This is a genomic window from Pseudomonas sp. St290 (assembly GCF_018325805.1).
Lineage (GTDB): Bacteria > Pseudomonadota > Gammaproteobacteria > Pseudomonadales > Pseudomonadaceae > Aquipseudomonas > Aquipseudomonas bijieensis.
This window is the reverse complement of the sequence record NZ_AP014703.1, coordinates 5,029,381-5,051,151: the sequence shown is the minus strand read 5'-3', so window position 1 is coordinate 5,051,151 and position 21,771 is coordinate 5,029,381. Positions and strand designations below refer to the sequence as shown.

18 protein-coding genes are annotated in these 21,771 nt (G+C 60.8%); 8 read left to right on the top strand and 10 right to left on the bottom strand.

The annotated features are described in order from the left end of the window. Nucleotides 1-41 precede the first annotated feature (41 nt). Nucleotides 42-4,829 (top strand): RHS repeat-associated core domain-containing protein, encoded by a 4,788-nt coding sequence (locus tag PBDP_RS21980; protein ID WP_212801305.1) that lies wholly within the window; start codon nt 42-44, stop codon nt 4,827-4,829. 21 nt (nt 4,830-4,850) lie between these two features. After that, complete coding sequence (locus PBDP_RS21975) at nt 4,851-5,273, top strand: hypothetical protein (protein WP_212801304.1); 423 nt, start codon at nt 4,851-4,853, stop codon at nt 5,271-5,273. An 89-nt stretch (nt 5,274-5,362) separates the two neighbouring features. Here PBDP_RS21975 and PBDP_RS21970 read toward each other — a convergent pair whose 3' ends face one another. Together PBDP_RS21970 and PBDP_RS21965 are read right to left on the bottom strand one after the other, a co-directional pair. Beyond that, the gene (locus PBDP_RS21970; RefSeq protein ID WP_109754520.1) at nt 5,363-7,150 is read right to left on the bottom strand and encodes a bifunctional diguanylate cyclase/phosphodiesterase; all 1,788 of its coding nucleotides are present in this window, start codon (nt 7,148-7,150) and stop codon (nt 5,363-5,365) included. A gap of 118 nt (nt 7,151-7,268) precedes the next feature. Beyond that, entirely contained in the window at nt 7,269-9,347 is a 2,079-nt protein-coding gene (locus tag PBDP_RS21965; RefSeq protein ID WP_162893917.1) for a carboxy terminal-processing peptidase, read from the bottom strand. Between the two features lie 139 nt (nt 9,348-9,486). On the opposite strand from PBDP_RS21965, the gene PBDP_RS21960 reads away from it, so the two are divergent. The 5 genes from PBDP_RS21960 (at nt 9,487) to PBDP_RS21940 (ending at nt 13,349) form a co-directional block, all read left to right on the top strand. Then, on the top strand, nt 9,487-10,449 hold the full coding sequence (locus PBDP_RS21960) for a zinc-binding dehydrogenase (protein WP_109754518.1): 963 nt from the start codon (nt 9,487-9,489) through the stop codon (nt 10,447-10,449). A 278-nt stretch (nt 10,450-10,727) separates the two neighbouring features. Continuing rightward, complete coding sequence (locus PBDP_RS21955; RefSeq protein WP_109754517.1) at nt 10,728-10,970, top strand: hypothetical protein; 243 nt, start codon at nt 10,728-10,730, stop codon at nt 10,968-10,970. Nucleotides 10,971-10,979: 9 nt separating this feature from the next. Further along, nucleotides 10,980-11,582: a hypothetical protein gene (locus PBDP_RS21950; RefSeq protein WP_109754516.1), complete on the top strand. Its 603-nt coding sequence runs from the start codon at nt 10,980-10,982 to the stop codon at nt 11,580-11,582. A gap of 340 nt (nt 11,583-11,922) precedes the next feature. Next, on the top strand, nt 11,923-12,558 hold the full coding sequence (locus PBDP_RS21945) for a DUF1326 domain-containing protein (RefSeq protein WP_116833210.1): 636 nt from the start codon (nt 11,923-11,925) through the stop codon (nt 12,556-12,558). 2 nt (nt 12,559-12,560) lie between these two features. Then, complete coding sequence (locus PBDP_RS21940) at nt 12,561-13,349, top strand: DUF2182 domain-containing protein (protein ID WP_212801303.1); 789 nt, start codon at nt 12,561-12,563, stop codon at nt 13,347-13,349. Nucleotides 13,350-13,459: 110 nt separating this feature from the next. On the opposite strand, the gene PBDP_RS21935 is transcribed toward PBDP_RS21940, so the two are convergent. The 6 genes from PBDP_RS21935 to PBDP_RS21910 form a co-directional block, all read right to left on the bottom strand. Continuing rightward, nucleotides 13,460-14,113 (bottom strand): HAD family hydrolase, encoded by a 654-nt coding sequence (locus PBDP_RS21935; protein WP_109754513.1) that lies wholly within the window; start codon nt 14,111-14,113, stop codon nt 13,460-13,462. A gap of 34 nt (nt 14,114-14,147) precedes the next feature. Continuing rightward, entirely contained in the window at nt 14,148-15,137 is a 990-nt protein-coding gene (locus PBDP_RS21930; protein WP_212801302.1) for an ABC transporter ATP-binding protein, read from the bottom strand. Next, on the bottom strand, nt 15,134-15,934 hold the full coding sequence (locus PBDP_RS21925) for an ABC transporter permease (RefSeq protein WP_116833208.1): 801 nt from the start codon (nt 15,932-15,934) through the stop codon (nt 15,134-15,136). The genes PBDP_RS21930 and PBDP_RS21925 overlap by 4 nt, the downstream gene beginning before the upstream one ends. Further along, nucleotides 15,921-16,757: an ABC transporter permease gene (locus tag PBDP_RS21920; RefSeq protein ID WP_162893916.1), complete on the bottom strand. Its 837-nt coding sequence runs from the start codon at nt 16,755-16,757 to the stop codon at nt 15,921-15,923. Before PBDP_RS21920 ends, PBDP_RS21925 begins: the two co-directional genes overlap by 14 nt. A gap of 5 nt (nt 16,758-16,762) precedes the next feature. Beyond that, nucleotides 16,763-17,569 (bottom strand): alkaline phosphatase family protein, encoded by an 807-nt coding sequence (locus PBDP_RS21915; protein ID WP_109754509.1) that lies wholly within the window; start codon nt 17,567-17,569, stop codon nt 16,763-16,765. Nucleotides 17,570-17,780: 211 nt separating this feature from the next. Then, entirely contained in the window at nt 17,781-18,848 is a 1,068-nt protein-coding gene (locus tag PBDP_RS21910) for an ABC transporter substrate-binding protein (RefSeq protein ID WP_109754508.1), read from the bottom strand. Nucleotides 18,849-19,197: 349 nt separating this feature from the next. Here PBDP_RS21910 and PBDP_RS21905 point away from each other — a divergent pair, with 349 nt between their 5' ends. Beyond that, the gene (locus PBDP_RS21905; RefSeq protein WP_109754507.1) at nt 19,198-19,944 is read left to right on the top strand and encodes a UTRA domain-containing protein; all 747 of its coding nucleotides are present in this window, start codon (nt 19,198-19,200) and stop codon (nt 19,942-19,944) included. 7 nt (nt 19,945-19,951) lie between these two features. Here the strand turns inward: PBDP_RS21905 and PBDP_RS21900 are convergent, their stop codons facing one another. Both PBDP_RS21900 and PBDP_RS21895 read right to left on the bottom strand, forming a co-directional pair. Then, a complete protein-coding gene (locus PBDP_RS21900) occupies nt 19,952-20,134 on the bottom strand; it encodes a hypothetical protein (protein ID WP_057452462.1) in 183 nt (60 codons plus the stop codon). Between the two features lie 257 nt (nt 20,135-20,391). After that, nucleotides 20,392-21,681 (bottom strand): M18 family aminopeptidase, encoded by a 1,290-nt coding sequence (locus tag PBDP_RS21895; RefSeq protein ID WP_109754506.1) that lies wholly within the window; start codon nt 21,679-21,681, stop codon nt 20,392-20,394. Between the last annotated feature and the right edge of the window lie 90 nt (nt 21,682-21,771).

Here is a 21,771-nt window from a genome sequence, read left to right as displayed (position 1 = left end):
GACCGTTTTTTCCTGCCAGCCCTTGAGCGAGCCCCGTCCTGATGGATCAGGTGAGCCGTATCGAGCAGGAACTCGACAGCTTCAACGACACTCTGTCGGTCTATCGCGAACAACTCACACGCTGGTACAGCCGAGCGGCGGACCGGGCCAGTCATGCCGCCGACTTGCCCTCGCTGATGGGCATGGAGCGGGTGATCCGCTTCGGCGACAGCACCACCGCTGTCAGCACCGGTGACGATGATTTCCTCTCCACGGTTGTTCAGTGTCCTCACGGCGGGACGATGACGATCGAAAGCAAGTTCGAGTCGGTGTACGACATCCCGCTGGGCGACATCGTGGTGGATGTGGTGGACGTGGACAGCGGCAAGGTCACGCCAGTCACCCTCGATGCCCAGGGGCTGGGGACCTTCCAGGGCGAGGCGGGCAAGTCCTATCGGGTACACGTTCAGGGCGAGGTATCTCCCCAGCACATCGAGCAACTGTTTTCTTCCTACGATGGCGTGACCCGCGATCTGACGGACTGGCTGCGCGGCGAATGGCAAGGCTTCAAGCCGCGATGGGCGCAGCAGTCCTTGGCAACGTCGGCGGCTGCGGTGGGGAACGGGTTGCTCGCCGGTAGTTGGGCGGCGATTGAAAGTGTGTGGGACAGCATCAGCTTGCTCTCGGACATCCTCAAGGACCCTGGTCAGTTCGTTGAGCGGTTGGGCGAAAGCGCCAGGCAGCTAGAAGAGCTGGCGGAAAAAACGCCGCAGGTGATGGCCAAGCTGCAACTGCTGGCCAGCGACGAAGCGGCTTTATGCCTGTTGGTGCGTACCGCCAGTCTCTGGCTGGACATGCTGCCGCCCAGTGAGGTCGCAGGCGAAACGGCCGAAGCCTTGTCGAGGGTGACGGTGCAGTTGTTGATCGATCTGTTGATCGGCGTAGTCCTGACCTTCACCGGGGCGGGGGCTGGTATCGCTTATCTGTCGATGCGCCTGGGAAATGTGGGCGTGCACCTGCTGGGTGCCATGCAGCGTTTCATCCGTGGGATCTTCGCGGTGGTCAACGGCTTCATGACCTACGTGGATCGCTACAAAACGGTGGCGGCCCGAGGTATTGCGGCGGGGGTCAAGAAAGGTCGGATGCAGTTGCGCTGGGATGCACAACGCAACACCACTTTGAAAAAACACGAACCCCACGACGACGCCCCAACCCAATCGAAAAACCCCAATGGCGACAGCGCCGATACCGCGGCCCAGACCCAGACCAGCGGCTGCCCGGTGTCGATGGTCACCGGCGAAGAACTGCTGACCCTCGACGACGGTACCCTCGATGGCCGCTTGCCGTTCGTCTTCACCCGTTTGTACCGCACCAGCGCCGCCGACCTGGACGTCGGGCTCGGGCGTGGCTGGAGCCATGCCCTGGCCCATCGCCTGGAGCTCGACGGCGAGCAGGTCATCTGGGTCGACCAGGAAAACCGGCGCACCACCTTTCCACTGCCCAACGCCCAGCGTCCGGCGATCCACAACAGCCTGGCCCGGGCGGCGATCTACCTCGGTACCGAGTCGGACGAACTGATCGTTGCCCAAGCCGGTGCGGACGCCGCGTTCCTGCACTTTCGCGACGGCCACCTGGTCGCCCTCAGCGACCGCCACGACAACCGCCTGACGGTCCAGCGCAACATCCATGGCGACATCAGCCGCCTGGACAACGGCGCCGGGCGCGCCCTGCGCCTGCGTTACGCGCAGCGCCACCTGATCGCCGTCGACTACCAGAGCTTCCACCCGGCCATCACCCTCGACGAAGCCTGGCGGACCGAGCAGACGCTGGTGACCTACCGCTACGACGGACGTTTCCGACTGATCGAAGCGACCAATGCCGCCGGCGAAAGCGAACGCTACGACTACGACGACCGACACGTCATCCTCCAGCGGCAACTGGCCGGCGGGGCGAGTTTCTACTGGGAATGGCAAGGCCTCGGGCCGGCCTCCCGCTGCGTCCGGCATTGGGCCTCGTTTGCGCAGATGGACAGCCGCTACACCTGGGGCGAGGACGGCAGCGTCACGGTCCGGCACCTGGATGGCAGCCAGGAAGTGTACGTCCATGACGAGCGGGCGCGGCTGGTGCGCAAGGTCGAGCCCGACGGCGGCGAGCACCTCAAGACCTATGACGAACAGGGCCGGCTGATCGCCGAGCAGGATCCGCTGGGAGCGGTCTGCGAGTACCGCTACGACGACGTCGGACGGCTGGTGGCGCTGATGCCGGCGGACGAAGTGCCGACGTCCTACGAATACCGCAACGGTTTCCTGCATGCGCGTTCCCGTGGCCAGGCCGTGTGGACCTACCGGCGCAATGCCCGGGGCGATGTGATCGTGAGCATCGATCCGGATGGCCGGCGCACGGAATACGCCTACGACGGCCACGGGCAACTGCTGGCGAGGTACGGCCCGGACGGCGGCGAGCATCGGTTCGCCTGGAGTCGCCTGGGCCAACTGACCGAAGAGATCCTGCCCGATGGCGGGCGTCGGTGTTTTTCCTACGACGCCCTGGGGCGTTTGCTCAGCCGCAAGGACGAACACGGCGCCCTCACGCACTACCGATGGGACGCCGTCGGCCGACTGCTGCAAGTGACCTTGCCCAGCGGCGCCACCCGGACCTGGAGCTACAACGCCTACGGCAAGGTCACCGCCGAGCGCGATGAACAGGGCCGCCTCACCCGCTACGAATACGCCGACGACCTGCACCTGGTCAGCCGTCGCCTGAACCCCGATGGCAGCGAACTGAAATACCGCTACGACTCGGCGCGGCTGCTGCTGACCGAGATCGAAAACGAATCCGGCGAAAAATATCAGCTGGACTACACGCCCAACGGCTTGATCCGACAACAAGTCGGCTTCGACGGCCAACGCACCACCTACGCTTACGACCTCAACGGCCACTTGCGGGAGAAAACCGAACACGGCGAGGACGGTTCGCAGTGGGTCACCCGCTACCAGCGTGACGCGGCCGGGCGGTTGCGGGTCAAGACCTTGCCCGACGGCCAGGCCATCGAGTACCGCTACGACGAACTGGGCCGGTTGGTCCACGTCAACGACGGCAGCGATCGTCCGCTGGCCTTCGAGTACGACGCCCAGGACCGGCTGGTCGGCGAGCATCAGGGCTGGGGCACCCTGCGTTATCGCTACGACGCTTGCGGGCGCCTCAATCACCTGCGCTTGCCGGACGACAGCCAGCTCGACTACCACCATGCCCCCGGTGGCGCGCTGACCGCCATCGACCTCAACGGCTCGCGCTTGACCGAACACCGCTTTGACGGCGGTCGCGAACGGCAACGCCAGCAGGGCCGGCTGCTCAGCGACTACGCGTACGACGAACAGGGCCGCCTCAAGGCCCAGACCGTGTGGCAGAGCCAACAGCAGCAACTGTTCTGGCGCGATTACGCCTACAGCCCCCGGGGCAACCTGCAGACCCTTTCCGACAACCGCAGCCGGCGTTGCTACCAGTACGACCCGCTGGATCGCCTGACCCGCATCGACTTTTCCCACAGCGAGCCGCCGGAACACTTCTGCCATGACCCGGCCGGCAACCTGATGATGCAGGACCGCCCCGGCCCGACCACCCTCAAGGGCAACCGCCTGTTGAGGGAGGGCGACCGCCACTACGACTACGACGCCTTCGGCAACCTGATTCGCGAGCGCCGCGACCAGGCCCTGGTCAGCGCCTACCGCTACGACAGCCAGCACCGCCTGATCGGCGTCACCACGGCGGACGGCCGCGAAACGTCCTACCGCTACGACGCCTTCGGCCGACGCATCAGCAAAACCGTGGACGGCCTGACCACGGAGTTTTTCTGGCAGGGCGATCAGTTGGTCGCCGAAAACAGCCCGCGCCACCACCGCAGCTACGTCTACGAACCAGGCACCTTCCGCCCGCTGGCGATGCTCGACGGCGAAGGCCTGAACGCCTGCCCGTTCTACTACCACCTCGACCACCTGGGCACGCCCCAGGAACTGACCAGTTACAGCGGACAGATCGTCTGGTCGGCGCGCTACAACGGCTACGGCAAACTCACCGAACTCAAGCACGGCGGCGGCGAACAGCTTGAGCAACCTTTGCGTTTCCAGGGCCAGTACTTCGACCCGGAAAGCGGCCTGCACTACAACCGCCACCGCTACTACAATCCCGAGACCGGCCGCTACCTCACGCCCGACCCGAGCAAACTGGCGGGTGGGCTCAATGGGTATCGGTACACCCTGAACCCGACGGGGTGGGTGGATCCGTTGGGGTTGGTGGATTGTCCGGGGAAGGGTGGGTGTCGGCCGACGGTTGGGGATCAGGATCCGGCGGCTAAGGTTGGGGTGGATGAGGGGGAGCCGGCGCTGCCGATGACGGCGGAGCAACGGCGGGTCAGAATTCAGGAGCTTTCTGAAGAAAACGCTAGGCGACGAGTCGTGGAAATGGAGGAAAAATACGATATGCACACCATAGACAAACATGGGCCCCACATTCCCGATGTCGTGCTTAGGCAACGAGCAATAGACGGAACAGATCCAATAAGCGGGGCTCTGGGTAGGTTAAATAAAAGCTCTCAGTTTAGAAGTTGGAGGATGCAACTGCATGCTCTAAACGAGGCTTTAACAAGAAAGGCCAGAGGGTTACCCGCCCACACGGGCTTCGATAGAGCGGGAAATCCTATTCTTAGGATAGAGTTGCCAGGCGCAGGTCGTGGTTATAAGCCCAATAGAAGGGATAGTCAAAATCCAATACTGAATGAAAATATGAAAGGGGCAGAGATTAAATTTGATAAGAAACAGGTGGATAGACCTTTTACTGCATTTCCAATTGACTGATGAATGTATGAGGAGTCAGTTATGTTGAAAGCTCCATTCACTGAGCTGCCATACGAGCCCACCGTTGACATGTTTTTGGCGGGACTTGAGACTGAGTATAGTGATCCCGAATTCAGAGATGAGTTGTTGAGACTTGATCCAAATAGCAGGGTGGATCGGGTGGAAATAATAAAAAAATATATTGTCAAGGAATATGAGTACTTGTCATATAGGCATAAGTTTTTACTTGTCAAAAAGTTGGAGAATGCATTGATAGATAAAAATTACGATTTTTCTTCTGCATTTGAATATGACTACGAGGCGGGTGAGCCATCCCCTTCGCCTTGGTCTGCATCGGAAATTGATACGCCACGTAGCTTTTTTGAGGAAATTTTTAATGTGGCGAATGATATTTGGAGAACTGACATTTCGAGGGCCGCTATGGAGGATCCTTCGGTGTGGTGATATCGGCTTGAACTTCTAAAATCGTCTAGATAAGCGGTTTTGGGGTTGCTGCGCAGCCCAGCGGGAGCAAGCTCCCTCGCCACAGGTGTTTACACCGACACCCCCAACTCCACCACAACCTCCCGCTCAGCCACCCCATCCACCAAATACACACTCCCCCCCAAAATATCCTTGGCATGATGCTTGGCCTGCGAAGCCAGTTCCGCCAGCTGGCTGGCATCCAACTCACCACAGGCCTCGGAACGCAGATGCACGACCCCAATCGACAGCGACAACAACGCAAATTCCTGCCGAATGCCCTGTCGATTCAACGCAGTGAAGCACCCCGCCTCCAGATGCTCGGGGCGGTAGAAGCGGCGGCAGTGGGTCTGGAAGTCGCTGAGTAGCTGGTCCAGGCGCTTGCGCCAGTCTTCCGGGCCGAGGACCAGGAGGAAGTCGTCGCCGCCGATGTGGCCGACGAAGTCGCGGCTGGGGTCGATGCGTTCGTTCAGGCATTGGGCCAGGCACAGCAGGACTTCGTCGCCGCGGCCATAGCCGTAGATGTCGTTGAAGGGTTTGAAGCTGTCGATGTCCACGTAGCAGATCACCGATTCCTGCCGTTGTTGCAGCAGCCGCGTGAGGCATTGCTGGATCGGGACGTTGCCCGGCAGCAGGGTCAGTGGGTTGGCGTAGCGGGCTTGTTGGATTTTCAGTTCGGTGATGAGCTTGAGCACATCGATTACCCGGCCCAGGCCCAGGTAGCCGCCGTTGAGGGTGATGATGAAGTCTTCTTCGATGCGTTGTCGGGCGCGGCTGGTGATCAGGCGGCTGACTTGTTGCAGCGACTGGTTCAGTTCCACCGCCAGGAAGTCATCGCTCATCAGCCGACTGATGGGTTTGCGGGCGAACAGGTCGGTGGCGAAGGGCTTGAGCAAGGCGTCCGAGAGTGAATGGCGATGGACGATGCCGCAGGGCTGGTTCTGATTGTCCAGCACCGCCAGGGAGTTGAGGTTGGCCTGGCGCCGGAACGCCTCCAGCACGGTGGCTGTCGGCGTGTTATGGGCCACTGCGGGCTGTTCGTTGAGTAGCGCGCTGAGGTCGTTGAGCTCATCGTTCAGCGACGCCACACCGCTGTCCTGCTTGGGCATCAGCGCCCTGGCATCGCGCGAAGGGTGTTCCTGGGGGCGGGCCAGTAGATACCCCTGGACCAGGTCGACGCCCATTTCGATCAGCACCGTCAGTTCCTCCGGCAGTTCTATGCCCTCGGCGATCACCTGGGCCCGGGAGGCCCGGGCGATTTTCAGGATCGAGCCCACGAATTCGCGCTTGAGGGCATCCTGATGGATGCCGTCGATGAAATGCCGGTCGATCTTCACATAATCGGGCCGCAATTCAGACCATAGCCGCAGGCTCGAATAACCGGCGCCAAGGTCGTCCAGGGCAATCGAGAAGCCCATGGCCCGGTAGTGGTGCAGGGCGGTTTGCAGGAGTTGGAAGTCATCGATGGGGGTTTGTTCGGTCAGTTCGATCACGACCTGATTGGGCGCAATGCCAAAGTCCTGCAGCAGTTGCAGCGTACGCCCCGTTTGGTGCGCGGACTCCAGCAGGGACTCGGGCGAGACGTTGAGGAACAGCTTGCCCGGCAGCTTTTGTTCATTGAAGCGCTGGCAAGCACTGCGACGGCAGGCCAGTTCCAGTTCGCTGAGGCGACCGGCCTGACGCGCCACCGAGAGCAGTGCGATGGGGGAGTGCAATGGGCTGTTGGAGGGGCCGCGGGTCAAGGCTTCATAGCCCACGATGCGCCGTTCGGAAAGGCAGATGATCGGTTGGAACAGGCTGTGCAAACCGCTTTGAGCCAGGATCGAACTCAAGGCACTCAGCTGTTCTGTCGTGGTCATGGCAATCTCTGGCGATAAAAAAAGGACCGGGTGCGCGGCACCCAGTCCTGTATTTCACGACAGACTGATGTCAGTTTGATGACACTCCGACGAGCATCACCATTAAATGGCCATCACCTTAGTGCTTGGCGATCGCCGTGTTGAGTTTCAGGTAATCCAGCAGGATCCGCCCGGTCTCGCTCAGGTAGGCATCGTCTTCCGGCTTGGTTTTTTCCGGCTCGGTGATCAGGTCTTCGTCCTCTTTCTTCAGCTCTTTGAGCGGTTCTTCGCCCTTGGCCTTGCGACGCAGGTTTTCCATCGCCAGTTGCTTGGCTTCGATGTCGGCATGCTGCGCGCGACGGTCGGCTTCGTTGAGGGTGACGGTTTTCTCCATCATCAACTTCTGCGCCAGGGCCAGCTTGTCGCGGATGAACACGAATTCCGCGTCTTGGGACGAGCGCGCGTCATGGTCGGACTTGAGTTGCGCCAGGAACGGTTTGAACGGGTCTACGGCTGGTTTGATCGCCGGCCGGATGGTGTCCCACGGCATGGCTTCGGGCAGGGCGCTTTCACCGATTTCCTTGGTGTCGATGATCGACGGGTAATCGATATCAGGCAGCACGCCCTGGTGCTGGGTGCTCTGGCCGGAAACCCGGTAGAACTTCGCCAGGGTCAATTTCAGCTCGCCATGGTTGAGCGGCTGGATGGTCTGCACGGTGCCTTTGCCGAAGGTCTGGCCGCCGATGATCAACGCACGGTGGTAGTCCTGCATGGCACCGGCGAAAATCTCCGAGGCCGAAGCCGAGAGGCGATTGACCAGCAAGGCCATCGGCCCCTTGTAGAACGCGCCCGGGTTTTCATCTTCCAGCACATCCACCCGGCCATCGGCGTTACGCACGAGCACGGTCGGGCCCTTGTCGATGAACAGGCTGGTCAGCTCGGTGGCTTCCTGCAGGGAGCCGCCGCCGTTGTTGCGCAAGTCGATGACCACGCCGTCGACCTTTTCCTTCTGCAGTTCGGTCAGCAGTTTCTTGACGTCGCGGGTGGTGCTCTTGTAGTCCGGATCGCCAGCGCGGAAGGCCTTGAAGTCCAGGTAGAAAGCCGGGATCTCAATGATGCCGAGCTTGTAGTCCTTGCCGTCCTGCTTGAGGTTGAGGACCGATTTCTTCGCCGCCTGTTCTTCCAGCTTCACCGCTTCACGGGTGATGGACACGACCTTGCTGGTCTGGTCGTTCGGCGCATTGCTGGCCGGGATGACTTCCAGGCGCACCACCGAGCCTTTCGGGCCACGGATCAGCTTGACCACTTCGTCCAGGCGCCAGCCGACCACATCGACCATCTCCTTGTTGCCTTGGGCGACGCCGATGATCTTGTCCGCCGGGCTGACCTGTTTGGTCTTGTCCGCAGGGCCCGCCGGGACCAGGCGCACGATTTTCACCTGGTCGTTGTCGCTCTGCAGCACCGCACCGATGCCTTCCAGGGACAGGCTCATGTTGATGTCGAAGTTTTCCGCGTTATCCGGCGACAGATAATTGGTGTGCGGGTCGTAGGACATGGCGAAGGTGTTGATGTACGCCTGGAAGATGTCTTCGGCGCGGGTCTGGTCCAGGCGCGCCAATTGGTTCTTGTAGCGCTTGGTCAGGGTTTCCTGGATCTGCTTGGGATCCTTGCCGGCGATCTTCATGCGCAGCACCTCGTCCTTGACGCGTTTGCGCCACAGGTCATCGAGTTCGGCGGTGCTTTTGAGCCAAGGGGCGTCCTTGCGATCGACCAGCAAGGTTTCCTTGGTATTGAAGTCGATTTTGTCGACGCCTTTGTTCAGCTCGGCAATGGCGTAGTCCAGACGCGCCTTCACGCGGTCCAGGTAGCGCTTGTAGATGGTGAACCCGGCGTTGAGGTCGCCGCTCTTGAGGAAGTCGTCGAACTGGGTCTTCCACTTGTCGAATTCAGCGATGTCGCTGGCCAGGAAGTAACTGCGCGACGGATCGAGCAGCTTCAGGTAGCTGTCATAGATGATGACCGAACGCGCGTCATCGAGCGGCGGCTTGCTGTAGTGATGGCGCTTGAGCAACTCGACGACGTTAAGGCTGGCAATCACCTCGTCCCGATCGGGCTGAAGCTTGTCCCAGCTGTTGGCTGCGAACGTATCGCTCGACAGCGGCAACAGGCCAAGGCCAATGACAAGCGCGAGGGCGGTGCTGGGGAACAGGTGCTTCATGCTGATTCGACGCAGGGACAATTGATAACGCATATTAGGCCGTCTTTGAAGTCGCCGGTTCCATGTGGCCCGGGCGCATAATGCAAGAAAGCCCGGCGTTGAAGCAGCGGGCCCAGTCGAGACTCACTATGGAGGCACCGTGAAAGCATTGCAAGGCGTTGAAGGCCAAGTGGTATGGGCAGATGAGCCAAGTCCGGCGTGTGATGTCGGGCAAGTTCGCATTCGTGTGGCGGCCGCCGGCCTGAATCGGGCCGATTTGTTGCAAAAAGCCGGGCTTTATCCGCCGCCACCCGGTGCCAGCCAGGTGCTGGGGCTGGAATGTTCCGGGGTGATCAGCGAGGTTGGGCCGGGTTCGTCCTGGCAGGTGGGCGACCGCGTTTGCGCCTTGCTCGCTGGCGGTGGGATGGCTGAGGAAGTGGTGGTCGATGGCCGGCATGTGCTGCCAGTCCCGGAGGGCCTGTCATTGGCTGAAGCCGCCGCGCTGCCTGAGGTCTACAGCACCGCGTGGTTGAACCTGTTCCAGCTGGCTGCGCTCAAGCCGGGTGAGAAAGTGCTGCTGCACGCCGGGGCCAGCGGCGTCGGCTCGGCTGCCATCCAGCTATGCAAGGCGTTCGGTAACCCATGTTGGGTCAGTGTCGGCTCAGCTGATCGCCTGAGTTATTGCCAAGCGCTGGGGGCCCAGGGCGGCGTGGTGCGCACCGATGGCCTGGAGAGTTTGAACGACCTCGGCCCCTTCGACGTGATCCTCGATCCTGTGGGCGCCAACTACGCCCCACTCAACGTGAAACTTTTGTCAGTTGACGGGCGCTGGGTTCTCATTGGCCTGATGGGCGGGCGCGAGGCACAACTGGATCTGGCGCAGGTGCTGGGCAAACGTATCCAATTGCTCGGCTCGACCTTGCGCAGTCGTAACGATCAGTTCAAGGCCGACCTGATCAGCGAGCTGGGGCAACAGGTGTGGCCGTTGTTTGCCGACAAACGCCTGAGCCCGCAACTGGCGAAGGTCTTCGCGATCAAGGATGCCGAAGCGGCGTTCGCGGAACTGGCGACCAACAAGGTATCGGGGAAGTTGGTACTGGTGATCGATGAGAGCCTGAGCTAATCCGGGCGTCGCGCAAGAACCTGTGTGCGAGCTTGCTCGCGTTGGCAGTGTGTCAGCTAAATCAATGCTGGCTGATCCAACGCTATCGCGAGCAAGCTCGCTCCCACAGGGGTTGTGGTGTCTCCTGGCCCGCACCCTGCGTCAATTTTCAAAGGGCTAGATAGGCATACACCCTGTCAAGTCTGACAGTAGACACCACGAAGAAAGGCACCCTAGAGTGGGTTCGAGAGTAATAGATGTCTCTCTGATTAGTGTCCGCTAACAGAAGAGGTGTTGTGATGGCTACGAAAGAACTGCGCATGTCCCAAGAGTACATTGACGGCGATCGATCGCCCGAAGTGGTCTTGGAAATCTATAAGGGCAAAAAACTGCAGTTTGCGACCTTTGTCTCTGCTTCAAAAAAGAACGGCCCCTACGATACCGTCAATGTCAAAACCGACGTCGATGGTGACGGTGATATGGACAGGCAAGACGAAAAGGCCATTCTGGATCTGGCAAAAGCCTTTTCAAAATTCAAGTAGGGCGCTGTTATGTTTGATCACGTCATCCTGCATGCGCTGGTTTTTGCACTTTTATTAACAGTTGTTGAGGCTGCTCAAGCACAAGTACCTTCAGACACTTCCGAACAGGGACAATGGGGTATTTGGGGGGCGGCTGCTTCCTGCCCTGCGGGCCAGTATGTCTGGGGCTTTCGGCTCAAAAGTGAGCCCTATCAGGGCAATGGTGACGACACTGCCTTGAATGCGATCCAGCTTATCTGCAAGAGCGGCCCCACGGGACAGGCAACGTACATTCAAAGCCTTGAAGGGAAGTGGGGAAGCTGGGGTAAGGACCATGTTTGTCGCGAGCATCCCGTCATAGGATTTGCCATCCAGGTGGAACGGTTTCAAGGTAGGGACAAGGAAAAGGGCTCGAAGGACGATACCGCGGCCGGCAATATCAAAATGAATTGCGGTTCGCAGATTTTGGTTGGCGACCCACCCAACGCGTGGGGGGAATGGACCGGGTTCTATAGCTGCCTCGATGGCACCGGGGCCAAGAAAGTGAAGGGATTTCGGACCCGGGTGGAGCCCGATCAAGGCAGTGGGGATGATACGGCCCTGAACGCGATGCAGGTGTATTGCGGGTTCTAGTGAGAGGCGTTGACGATCTCGGAAACGCCGAATCTGTGGGAGCGAGCCTGTTCGTGATGGCGTCGGATGCGGTCAGCATTGATGTTGGCTGACATACCGCCATCGCGAGCAAGTTCGCTCCCACAGGTTTGTTTATTTGCAGGAATACTTGCATGTCGGCGCCGACATGACTGGTCCCCTCATCCTACGACGGTGGCTTGAACCTTTGACCGGCGCCCGCGGGCAAGCTGACCTTCGGTCGGCAGCCCGTATCCGATGCGCGCGCCCTGCTAGCGTTAATTAATGGAGGGGATGGGGTAACCGCAACTTTCATTTCACCAGCCAGGTGAAGAGGTCGATCATGGCCATCGCCGAATGGCGCATGCAGGGCGTCGAATTCGTTGCCTGCAACTGCAATTGGGGCTGCCCCTGTCAATTCGATGCGCCGCCGACCCATGGCCACTGCCAGGCGGTGGCGTCGATGCGAGTGGAACACGGGTATTTCAATAAGGTGACACTGGGAGGCTTGTGCTGGGCCGCCACTTTCGCTTGGCCGGGCGCTATCCATGAGGGTAACGGCAGTTGTCAGGTGTTCATCGATGAACGCGCCGACGAGGCGCAACGCCAGGCCCTGCTGACCATCCTCTCCGGTTTGGAAAGCGACCCCGGGGCCAACGTGTTCCAGGTGTTCAGCAGCACCATGACTGAAGCATTCGAGCCGCTGTTCGTGCCCATCACTTTATCCATCGATGTCGACCAGCGCTTGGCGCACCTGGACATTCCTGGCGTGCTGCAGGCCAGCGGCGAGCCGATCCGCAGCCCGATCGACGGTTCACCTCATCGAGTACGCCTGTCCCTGCCCAATGGCTTCGAGTTCCTTGAGGCTGAAGTCGCCAGCGGCAGTTACCAGACGCATTCAGCCCTCAAGCTGCAATCCCAGGACAGTCATAGCCACCTCGCCCACGTGCACTTCACCGGCCATGGCATAGAGCCGTAAAGATGGCAGCCCCTCAGGTGGCGGCCCAGAGCAGGCGACTGACAGGCGAGCAGTGGCTGTTTCTGTTCTGCCTGCTTGGGTTGACCGCCCTGGCTTGGTTGGTGCTGCTGCACATGGCCCGTGACATGAGTGCGCCGGGCGGCATGGCCGATGCGGCAATGGCCGGCATGCTCATGCCCTGGAGCCTGACCGATGCGCTGCTGATGTTCGCCATGTGGTTGGTGATGATGATCGGCATGATGCTGCCCAGTGCCCTGCCCATGCTGCTGATCTACCAGCAGATGCTGCGCAAGCGCATGCCGGCACCACAGCGACACCTGGCTCTGCTGCTGTTCTGCGGCGCTTATGGCTTGGTCTGGGCTGGCTTCGCCCTGGGCGCCACGGCGCTGCAATGGGCGCTTGAGCAGCTCACTCTGCTCAGTCCGGGGATGCGCGTCAGCAGTACCGCGTTGGGCGCCGGCCTGCTGCTGGTCGCAGGCGTCTATCAGTGGCTGCCGAGCAAGGCGGTCTGCCTTGAGCATTGTCGCGGGCCGCTGCATTTTCTTCTCAGCTACTGGCGCCCCGACGTACGCGGCGGCTGGCGCATGGGCCTGGCCCATGGCGCTTACTGCCTGGGCTGCTGCTGGGCCCTGATGGGCCTGTTGTTCGTGGTCGGCGTGATGAATCTGCTCTGGGTTGCCGTGATCGGTGCCTTCATCCTGCTGGAGAAAAACCTGCCGCAGGGACTCTGGCTCAGCCGTATCTGCGGTTTGTTGTTGCTTGGCTGGAGTCTGTGGCTGTTGCTGGGCTAGGGGCTGAACCTGTGGGAGCTGAGCTTGCTCGCGATTGCGGTGTGTCAGCTAGATCAATGCCGGTTGATCCACCGCCATCGCGAGCAGGCTCGCTCCCACAGGGTCGGGTTTTATTTCCAGGTATGGATTGGCCACCCGGCCAGTTCGGCATGGGCCTTCAACACCGGGTCCGGGTTGACCACGTGGGGGAAGTCCACCCGTTGCAACAGCGGCAGGTCATTGCGTGAGTCGGAATAGAAACTCGCGCCTTCCAGGTTCTCTTCCTCGGCATCCAGCCAATCCAGCAGCCGCGCGATCTTGCCTTCGCGGTAGGTCAGGGTGCCTACGGTCTTGCCGCTGTACACCCCATGGGTCACTTCAAGGTTGATCGCCAGGATTTCGTCGATGCCCAGGCGTTCGGCAATCGGCTTGACCAGGTGCGTGCCCGAGGCCGAGATCACCAGGATCCGGTCGCCGGCCTTGCGGTGTTCGGCGATGGTCTTGGTGGCGTCGCTGAAGATGATCGGTTCGATGAAGTCTTCCACCCAAGGCTCTACCAGGTGCTCGATTTCCTCCGGGGTACGGCCGATCATCGGTTCCAGGCTGAAGTCCATGTACTCTTCCATGCTCAGCTTGCCGTGGCTGTAGGCGTCCATCAGCGCGTTGTTGCGCTGCATGAACGACTCGGGATCGACCCATCCCAGGCGTCCCATCTGTTCGCTCCAGAGGGTGGCGCAGTCGCCGTGGATCAGGGTTTCGTCCAGATCAAAAATTGCCAGGGCCATCAGAATGTTTCTCTCTTCAAAATCAACGAAGCCATCAGGCTACCTCACACAACGCTGACGGATCGATGGAAAGTGACAGGCGTGCGCCATCGGGGTGCAGGTCGGCGGCCGAGCGATTGAGCACATCCACCACCAGCTCCACGCCACGGGCCTCGACCCGGTAGCGAATCACGTTGCCCAGCAGGCTGTGGCTGCGGATCAGCGCATCGGCCTGGCCGTCGCGGCTCAGCTCGATGGCTTCCGGGCGGATGGCGATCCGACTGTTCACCGGGCGCTGCAGCAACCGGCTGGCGCTGTCGGCGTCCAGCAGGTTGTAGTTGCCGATGAAGCCGGCGGCAAAGACATCGACTGGCGCAGTGTAAAGGGTTTCGGCATCGCCGCTCTGTACGATCTTTCCCTGGTTCATCAGGAAAATCCGGTCAGACATGGTCAGGGCTTCTTCTTGGTCGTGCGTGACGAAGATCGTGGTCAGGCCCAACTCACGCTGGATCTGTCGGATCTGTTCGCGCAGGTGCTTGCGAATCCGCGCATCCAGGGCCGACAGCGGCTCGTCCAGCAGCAACAGACGCGGACGGGTGACCAGGGAGCGGGCCAGGGCCACGCGCTGGCATTGGCCGCCGGAGAGCTGATGGGGATAGCGGGCGGCAAAATCATGCAGCTCCACCAGGCGCAGGATCTCCAGCACCCGTTTGTGGCTCTCCGAGGCGTCGACTTTTTGCATGCGCAGGCCGAAGGCGACGTTCTGCTCCACGGTCATGTTGGGGAACAAGGCATAGCTCTGGAAGACCATGCCGATCCCGCGTTTCTGCGGGCTCAATGGGACGATGTCTTGCCCGTCCAGGATGATCTGGCCGGCATCCACCGCAGTCAGGCCGGCAATGCAGCGCAACAGCGTGGACTTGCCACAACCGGAAGGGCCGAGGAGGGTGACGAATTCGCCCTTGCCGATTTCGCAGTTGATGTCGCTGAACACCGGGGTGCCGGCGTAGCTTTTTTGCAGGTGTTGGACGCTGACGTAGCTCATTGGCTTTTGTCCTTGTTCAAGATGTTGGCCGCCCAGGTCAGGACCAGTACGAAGAAGAAGTAGGAAATCACCAGGGCACTGGTGAAGTGGCCGCTGCTGTTGCGCATGTTGTTCAGGTACACCTGCAGGGTTTCATAGCGGGTGCCGACGAGGATGTTGGCAAACACGAACTCACCGAACAGGAACGAGAAGGACAGCAGCAACGCCACCATCAGGCCCTTGCGCAGGTTGGGCAGCACCACCAGGAATGCCGCCTGGAAGGTGCTGGCGCCAAGCAGTTGGGCGGCGTCCATCAGGTCGCGCAGGTTGATCGCTTGCAGGTTGTTGGTGATCGCCCGGTACATGAACGGCAGGGCGACGGTGAAGTAGCAGCCGATCAGGATCCACGGCGTGCCCACCATCGCCAATGGCCCGGAGCCATAGAGTTGTAGCAGCCCCACCGACGACACCACCGGCGGCACTGCGAAGGGCAGCAGGATGAGGATGTTCATCAGCGCGTCGAGTTTGGGGAAGTGGTAATGCACCACGAACAGCAGCGGCAGGATCAACACCACCGAGAGCACCAGCGCACCGACGCAGACGATCAGCGATTGACCGAAGGCGTGGAGAAAGCGCGGATCGCTCCACAACTGCACATACCATTTGAAGGTGAAACCGCTGGGCAGCACGGTGGCCGACCAACTGCTGGCGATGGAGTAGACGAGCGTGCCGGCCAGGGGCAGCAGCAGGATGGCGAACAGCAGGTACACCACCACTCGATGATAGAGCCCGACGGAGCCCGGTTCAGCGCGAGACATGGTAGCTCCTCTTGAGCAGCAACTGATGGACGATGGTCACCAGGGTCATCAGCGCCACCAGCACCACGGCCAGGGCACTGGCCAGGTTCGGGTCGAGGGAGATGTCACCGGAGACCATGGCGGCGATGCGAATCGGCAAGACGTTGAAGTTACCCGTGGTCAGCGCATAGACCGTGGCATAGGCGCCGAGGGCGTTGGCCAGCAGGATCACGAATGTGCCCAGCAGCGCCGGGGTCAGCACCGGCAAGCCGATGTGCCGCCAGAACTGCCAGCCGCTGGCACCCAGCAGTTCGGCGGATTCGCGCCAGTCTTCGCGCAATGCGTCGAAGGCCGGATAGAGCAACAGCACGCCCAGGGGGATCTGGAAGTAGGTGTAGAGAATGATCAGCCCGGTTTTCGAGTACAGGTTGAAATCCTCGATGATTCCCGCCTGCTTGAGCATGATGGTGATGCTGCCGTTGAAGCCCAGCAAGATGATGAAGGCGAAGGCCAGGGGCACGCCGGCGAAGTTGCTGGTCATGTTGGCGAAGGCGTTGACGAAGTTGCGCAACCGCGAATCCACCCGGCGCAGGGAATAGCTGCCGAGCACCGCGATGACGATACCGAACACGCTTGACCAGAAGCTGATCTCCAGGCTGTGCTGGATCGCCTGCAGGTAGAACTTGGAACTGAAGATCTTGCTGAAGTTGGCCAGCCCCCAACCGAACTCTTCCGATTCCAGGCTGTTGACCAGCACCCAGAGCAACGGAGCGATCTGGAATACGATGAAGAAAATCGCGAAGGGCACCAGGCACAACGCTGCCAGCCATTTGCCGCGCGTCATGGCGTTCACTTGAGTAACTCCTGGCAATAGGGTTTGTCGTGGGCAACGCCGAGCAACTGGCAGATGGTGCCGCACAGTTCGGTCTGCCGGGGCGCGGCTGCGAGGTCGAGGCTGAAGCCGTCACCGAGGACAAACAGCGGCACTTCCCGTTCTTCGGCCAGCAGGCCGTTGTGGGAGCGGTCGTTGTTCATGCCGTGGTCGGAGGTCACCAGCACCTGGTAGCCGGCGTCGAGCCAGGCCTGCAGGTAGACCGCCAGGTTGATGTCGGCCGAGCGCGCGCTGTTGCGGTATTGCGGGGTGTCGAGGCCGTGCTTGTGGCCGGCATCGTCGATGTTCATCGGGTGCACCAGCAAAAAGTTCGGCAGGTAGCGCTGGCGCAGGTGATCAGCATCGGCGAACAAGTGGGAATCGGGGTAGTGGTCATTCCAATAGAAATGTCCGTATTGAATCGGCAAGTCGGGATTGTCGGTGTGACGATCACGTCCGGCCACGAAGGGCGAAACGTTGTAGAGCTCGCTGACCCAGTGATACGCCGCGGCCGCCGTGCTCAGGCCGGCCTGGGTGGCGTAGTGGAAAATGCTGCGCTGGTTCGACAGGCGCGAGACGTTGTTGTGCACGATCCCGCTGTCGATGGGCACGACGCCGGTGAGGATGCATTCGTAGAGCGGGCGGGACAGGGCGGGCAACTCACATTCCAGTTTGTAGAGGGCCGCGCGTCCTGCGCCGACGTAAGCCTGCAAATGCCCCATGGCATGCCGGGCGACTTCGTAGTTGAGGCCGTCGAGCACCACCAGGATGACGTTGTGCTTCATGGGTAGCGGGACTCCGGACAGATACCAGGAAACTCGGATTCCCCTCGGTCAATGCGGGAGCAGGCCAGTGGGAGCAAAGCTTGCTCGCGATGCTGGCGACACGGTGCAACTGTGAGACCGTGTCATCGTTTATCGCGAGCAAGCTTTGCTCCCACAGTGCTTGCTCCCACTATTTGGATCCTCTGTGGATATCCGAGCGGGAGCTAGTGCCTCACTGCATATTGATGATCACTTCTTCCTGCCATTTCTGCGGCAGAGCCTTGGAGGTCTTCTCCCACGCATCCGCATCCTTGATCGGGGTCACGCCCTTGTACTGCTCGTTCGGCAGCAGCTTGGCCTGGACCTCTTCCGGCAGTTTCAGGTGCTCGGCGCGGATCGGACGGGCGTTGCCCTTGGCCAGGTTGATCTGGCCGGCGTCGCTGAAGATGTATTCGCGGGCCAGCTTCGCGGCGTTCGGGTGCTTGGCGTATTTGTTGATGATGGTGGTGTAGCCGGAGATGACCGAGCCGTCGGACGGGATCAACACGACGTAATCATCCGGGTTGGCCATCTTGGCCTTGTAGCTCAGGCCGTTGAAGTCCCAGACCACGCCGACTTCCACTTCACCTTTTTCCATGGTGGCGATGGTCGGGTTGGCCATGGACAGGCGCCCTTGCTTGGCGATCTCGGCGAACATCAACAGCGCCGGCTGGAGGTTCTTCTCATCGCCGCCGTTGGCCAAGGCCGCGGCCAGTACGCCGTTGGCGGCCTGGGCGGCGGTGCTCACGTCACCGATGGAGACTTTGTACTTGCCGGTTTTCAGGTCAGCCCATTTGGTCGGTGCTTCGGAACCGTGCAGCAGTTTCTTGTTGATGATGAAAGCGATGGTGCCGGTGTAGGCCAATGCCCAGTTGCCATCCTTGTCCTTGGCCCAGGCTGGAACCTGTTCCCAGGTGCTTGGCTTGTAGGGCTGGACCACGCCTTGCTTGACTGCGATCGGGCCGAAAGCCGCGCCGACGTCGCCGATGTCGGCGCTGGCGTTGTCTTTCTCGGCGGCGAACTTGGCGATTTCCTGGGCCGAGCTCATGTCGGTGTCGATGTGTTTCAAGCCATAGATCTTGGCCAGGTCGTCCCAGGTGCCTTTCCAGTTTGCCCAGTCATCGGGCATGCCGACGCTGTTCACGGCGCCTTCCGCTTTCGCAGCGGCTTCCAACGTTTTCAGATCGGTGTCAGCGGCCATGGCGGCGGTGCACATGGCAATGGTCGAGCCTAACAGTGATGCCAGGAAAAGCTGTTTCATCCGAAGCTCCTATGGGCGTTTTCAACGCTGCGATTGCGGTTGTGTTGGTCTAGGTCAGCAATACCTGAGCCAATGTAGGCGAGCCCTGTGACATTTTGATGTCGGTGCCGGATGTCCCGGGAAAGGCCAGGCTCGTGGAGGTTGGCTGCGAATTAAGCGTAGACCATGGATAAACAGCTGATCTGCAAGGACTTGGCCGTTAATTTGCACGCTTGCAGGACGACCGTTCGGCGGCTCTGTCATCTGTCAGTCATATGCAGTGCCTAGGCTTGCTGGACCAAGAAGCGGATCGATGGACAAGCGATCTCGCCCCGAAACAGTGCTGGTCTAGTCCAGATAGGTAACGTTGATGCGCATCGATGCAACCAAAGCGGTGACAGCCATCGGACAGGTCTTGCAAGAGCAGCTCGACCACGGGTTGCTGGCGCCCGGCAGCAAGTTGCCGGCCGAGCGCAAGCTCAGTGAATTGTTCGGGACCACACGGATTACCGTGCGCGAGGCGTTGTTGCAGCTCGAAGCCCAGGGACAGATTTATCGGGAGGAGCGCCGCGGCTGGTTCGTCTCACCACCCCGCCTGGCCTACAACCTGATGCAGCGCAGCCATTTCCACGCCATGGTCGCGGCCCAGGGGCGTGTGCCTTCTACCCAAGTGATTTCTGCGCGTCTGCAACCGGCCTCGGCGGCGGTGTGTGCCTGGTTGCAGTTGCCGGCGCTGTCCAGTGTGATCCAGATCTGCCGCGTGCGGCGTATCGACGAGCGGCTGGTGCTGTACGTCGAGCACTACCTCAACCCGCAGTATTTTCCGGACATCCTCGGGTTTGATCTCAACCAGTCCATCACCGAGCTGTATGCCCGTCATTACGACCTGCATTACGGTCGGGTGAAGTTTGAAATCGTGCCCACCTCTCTACAGCCGGAAGCGGCTGCGGCGTTGAAGGTTTCGGTGGGCAGCCCCGGGCTTCGGATTGCACGGGTCAACTATGACCAGCACCAGCGGCTGATCGATTGTGACCTGGAGTTCTGGCGACACGATGCGATCCATGTCGGTGTGGATGTGCCGGAGCAATCTGTGCCGGAACAATCGCCGGGCGCCTGAGACAGGCTCAGAGTGACTCGTTGAGCTTGCTCAGGATCTTGATCACCACCGTGGCGAGGATCAGCAACATGCCGATCCACATGGCAAAGACCCCGACGCCTTTGTCACGGAAGTTGAAGCCAATGGCCAGCAGGATCATGCCGGCAATGATGGGCACCAGCATGGCGTTGAACGAAGACATCGAGATCATGGCGACAGCCTTGTCGGGGAGGATAAGGTCAGTCTAGTTGGGGTTTGGCCGGGGTGTGATGATGTATGTCACGACCTCCCACGATCCAGAGGCAAGCACTGTTGTGGCGAGGGGATTTATCCCCGCTGGGCTGCGAAGCAGCCCCAGAATCCATCAAGCACCGTGATTATCCGGTAGGAAGCAGGGGGTTGCTGCGCAACCCAGCGGGGATAAATCCCCTCGCCACAAGTGTCCCGCATACCTTTGGTGCAAGCAGGTTACGGCAGCTCGCGAGACGCGTAGAACGCGCTCAGCACCTTCACCAGGTGCGCCAGGTCATGGCTGCCGCACAGTTCGCGGATCGAATGCATGGCGAAGGTCGGCAGGCCGATGTCCACGGTGCGCACGCCCAGCTGGCTGGCGGTGATCGGGCCGATGGTCGAGCCGCAGCCCATGTCGCTGCGCACCACGAAGCTCTGCACCGGCACTTCTTCAGCCATGCACAGGTGGCGGAAGAACCCGGCGGTTTCGCTGTTGGTGGCGTAGCGTTGGTTGCTGTTGACCTTGATCACCGGCCCGGCGTTGAGTTTGGGGCCGTGGTTGGCGTCGTGCTTGTCGGCATAGTTGGGGTGCACGCCGTGGGCGTTGTCCGCCGAAACCAGCAGGGATTTCTGAATGGCCCGTACGAACTCTTCACCTTCCGGCAGCAGGCGACGCAAGGTCTGCTCCAGCATCGGGCCATCGGCGCCACAGGCCGAGCACGAGCCGACCTCCTCGTGATCGTTGCACACCAGTACGCAGGTTTCTTCGGTTTCGGCGTTCAGCAAGGCTTGCAGGCCGGCGTAGCACGACAGCAGGTTGTCCAGGCGCGCACCGGCAATGAAATCGCCGTGCAGGCCAATGACCGCAGCGCTTTGCGTGTCGTAGAAGCTCAACTCGTAATCGAGTACCACATCGGCGTTCAGGCCGTGCTCGCGGGCCAGTTGGTCGGTGAGCACGGCACGGAAATCAACGCGCTCGTCCCCGGCGAATTGGGCGAGGATCGGTGGCAACTCATTCTGCGGGTTGATCGCCCAGCCCTGGTTGGCTTCGCGATTGAGGTGGATGGCCAGGTTCGGAATCGTGGCGATCGGTGCCTTGAAATCGATCAACTGGCTTTCGACCTTGCCGTCGCGGCGGAAGGTCACGCGCCCGGCCAGGGACAGGTCGCGGTCGAACCATGGCGCCAGCAGTGCACCGCCGTAGACCTCCACGCCCAGTTGCCAGAACCCGTGGCGTTGCAGTTCCGGCTGGGGCTTGACCCGCAGGCAGGGGCTGTCGGTGTGAGCGCCGACCAGACGGATACCGTCGTGCAGCGGTGAATGGCGGCCCAGCTTGAAGGCGATGATAGAGGAGTCGTTGCGGGTGACGTAATAACGACCGTTGGCTTCGGTGGCCCAGGTCTCGCGCTCGTCAAGACGCTGATAACCCGCCGCTTCCAGGCGCTGGGCAAGGGTGGCAGTGGCATGGAACGGGGTGGGGGAGGCCTTGAGGAAGTCGATCAGGCCCTGGTTCAACTCTGCGCGCATAAGTAACTCCAGACAGCAATGGGCGGCAGTTTACCCCATCGCCAGCCTGCATTGCAGACCCAATCCCCCGTCGCGGATCGTTCTACGACC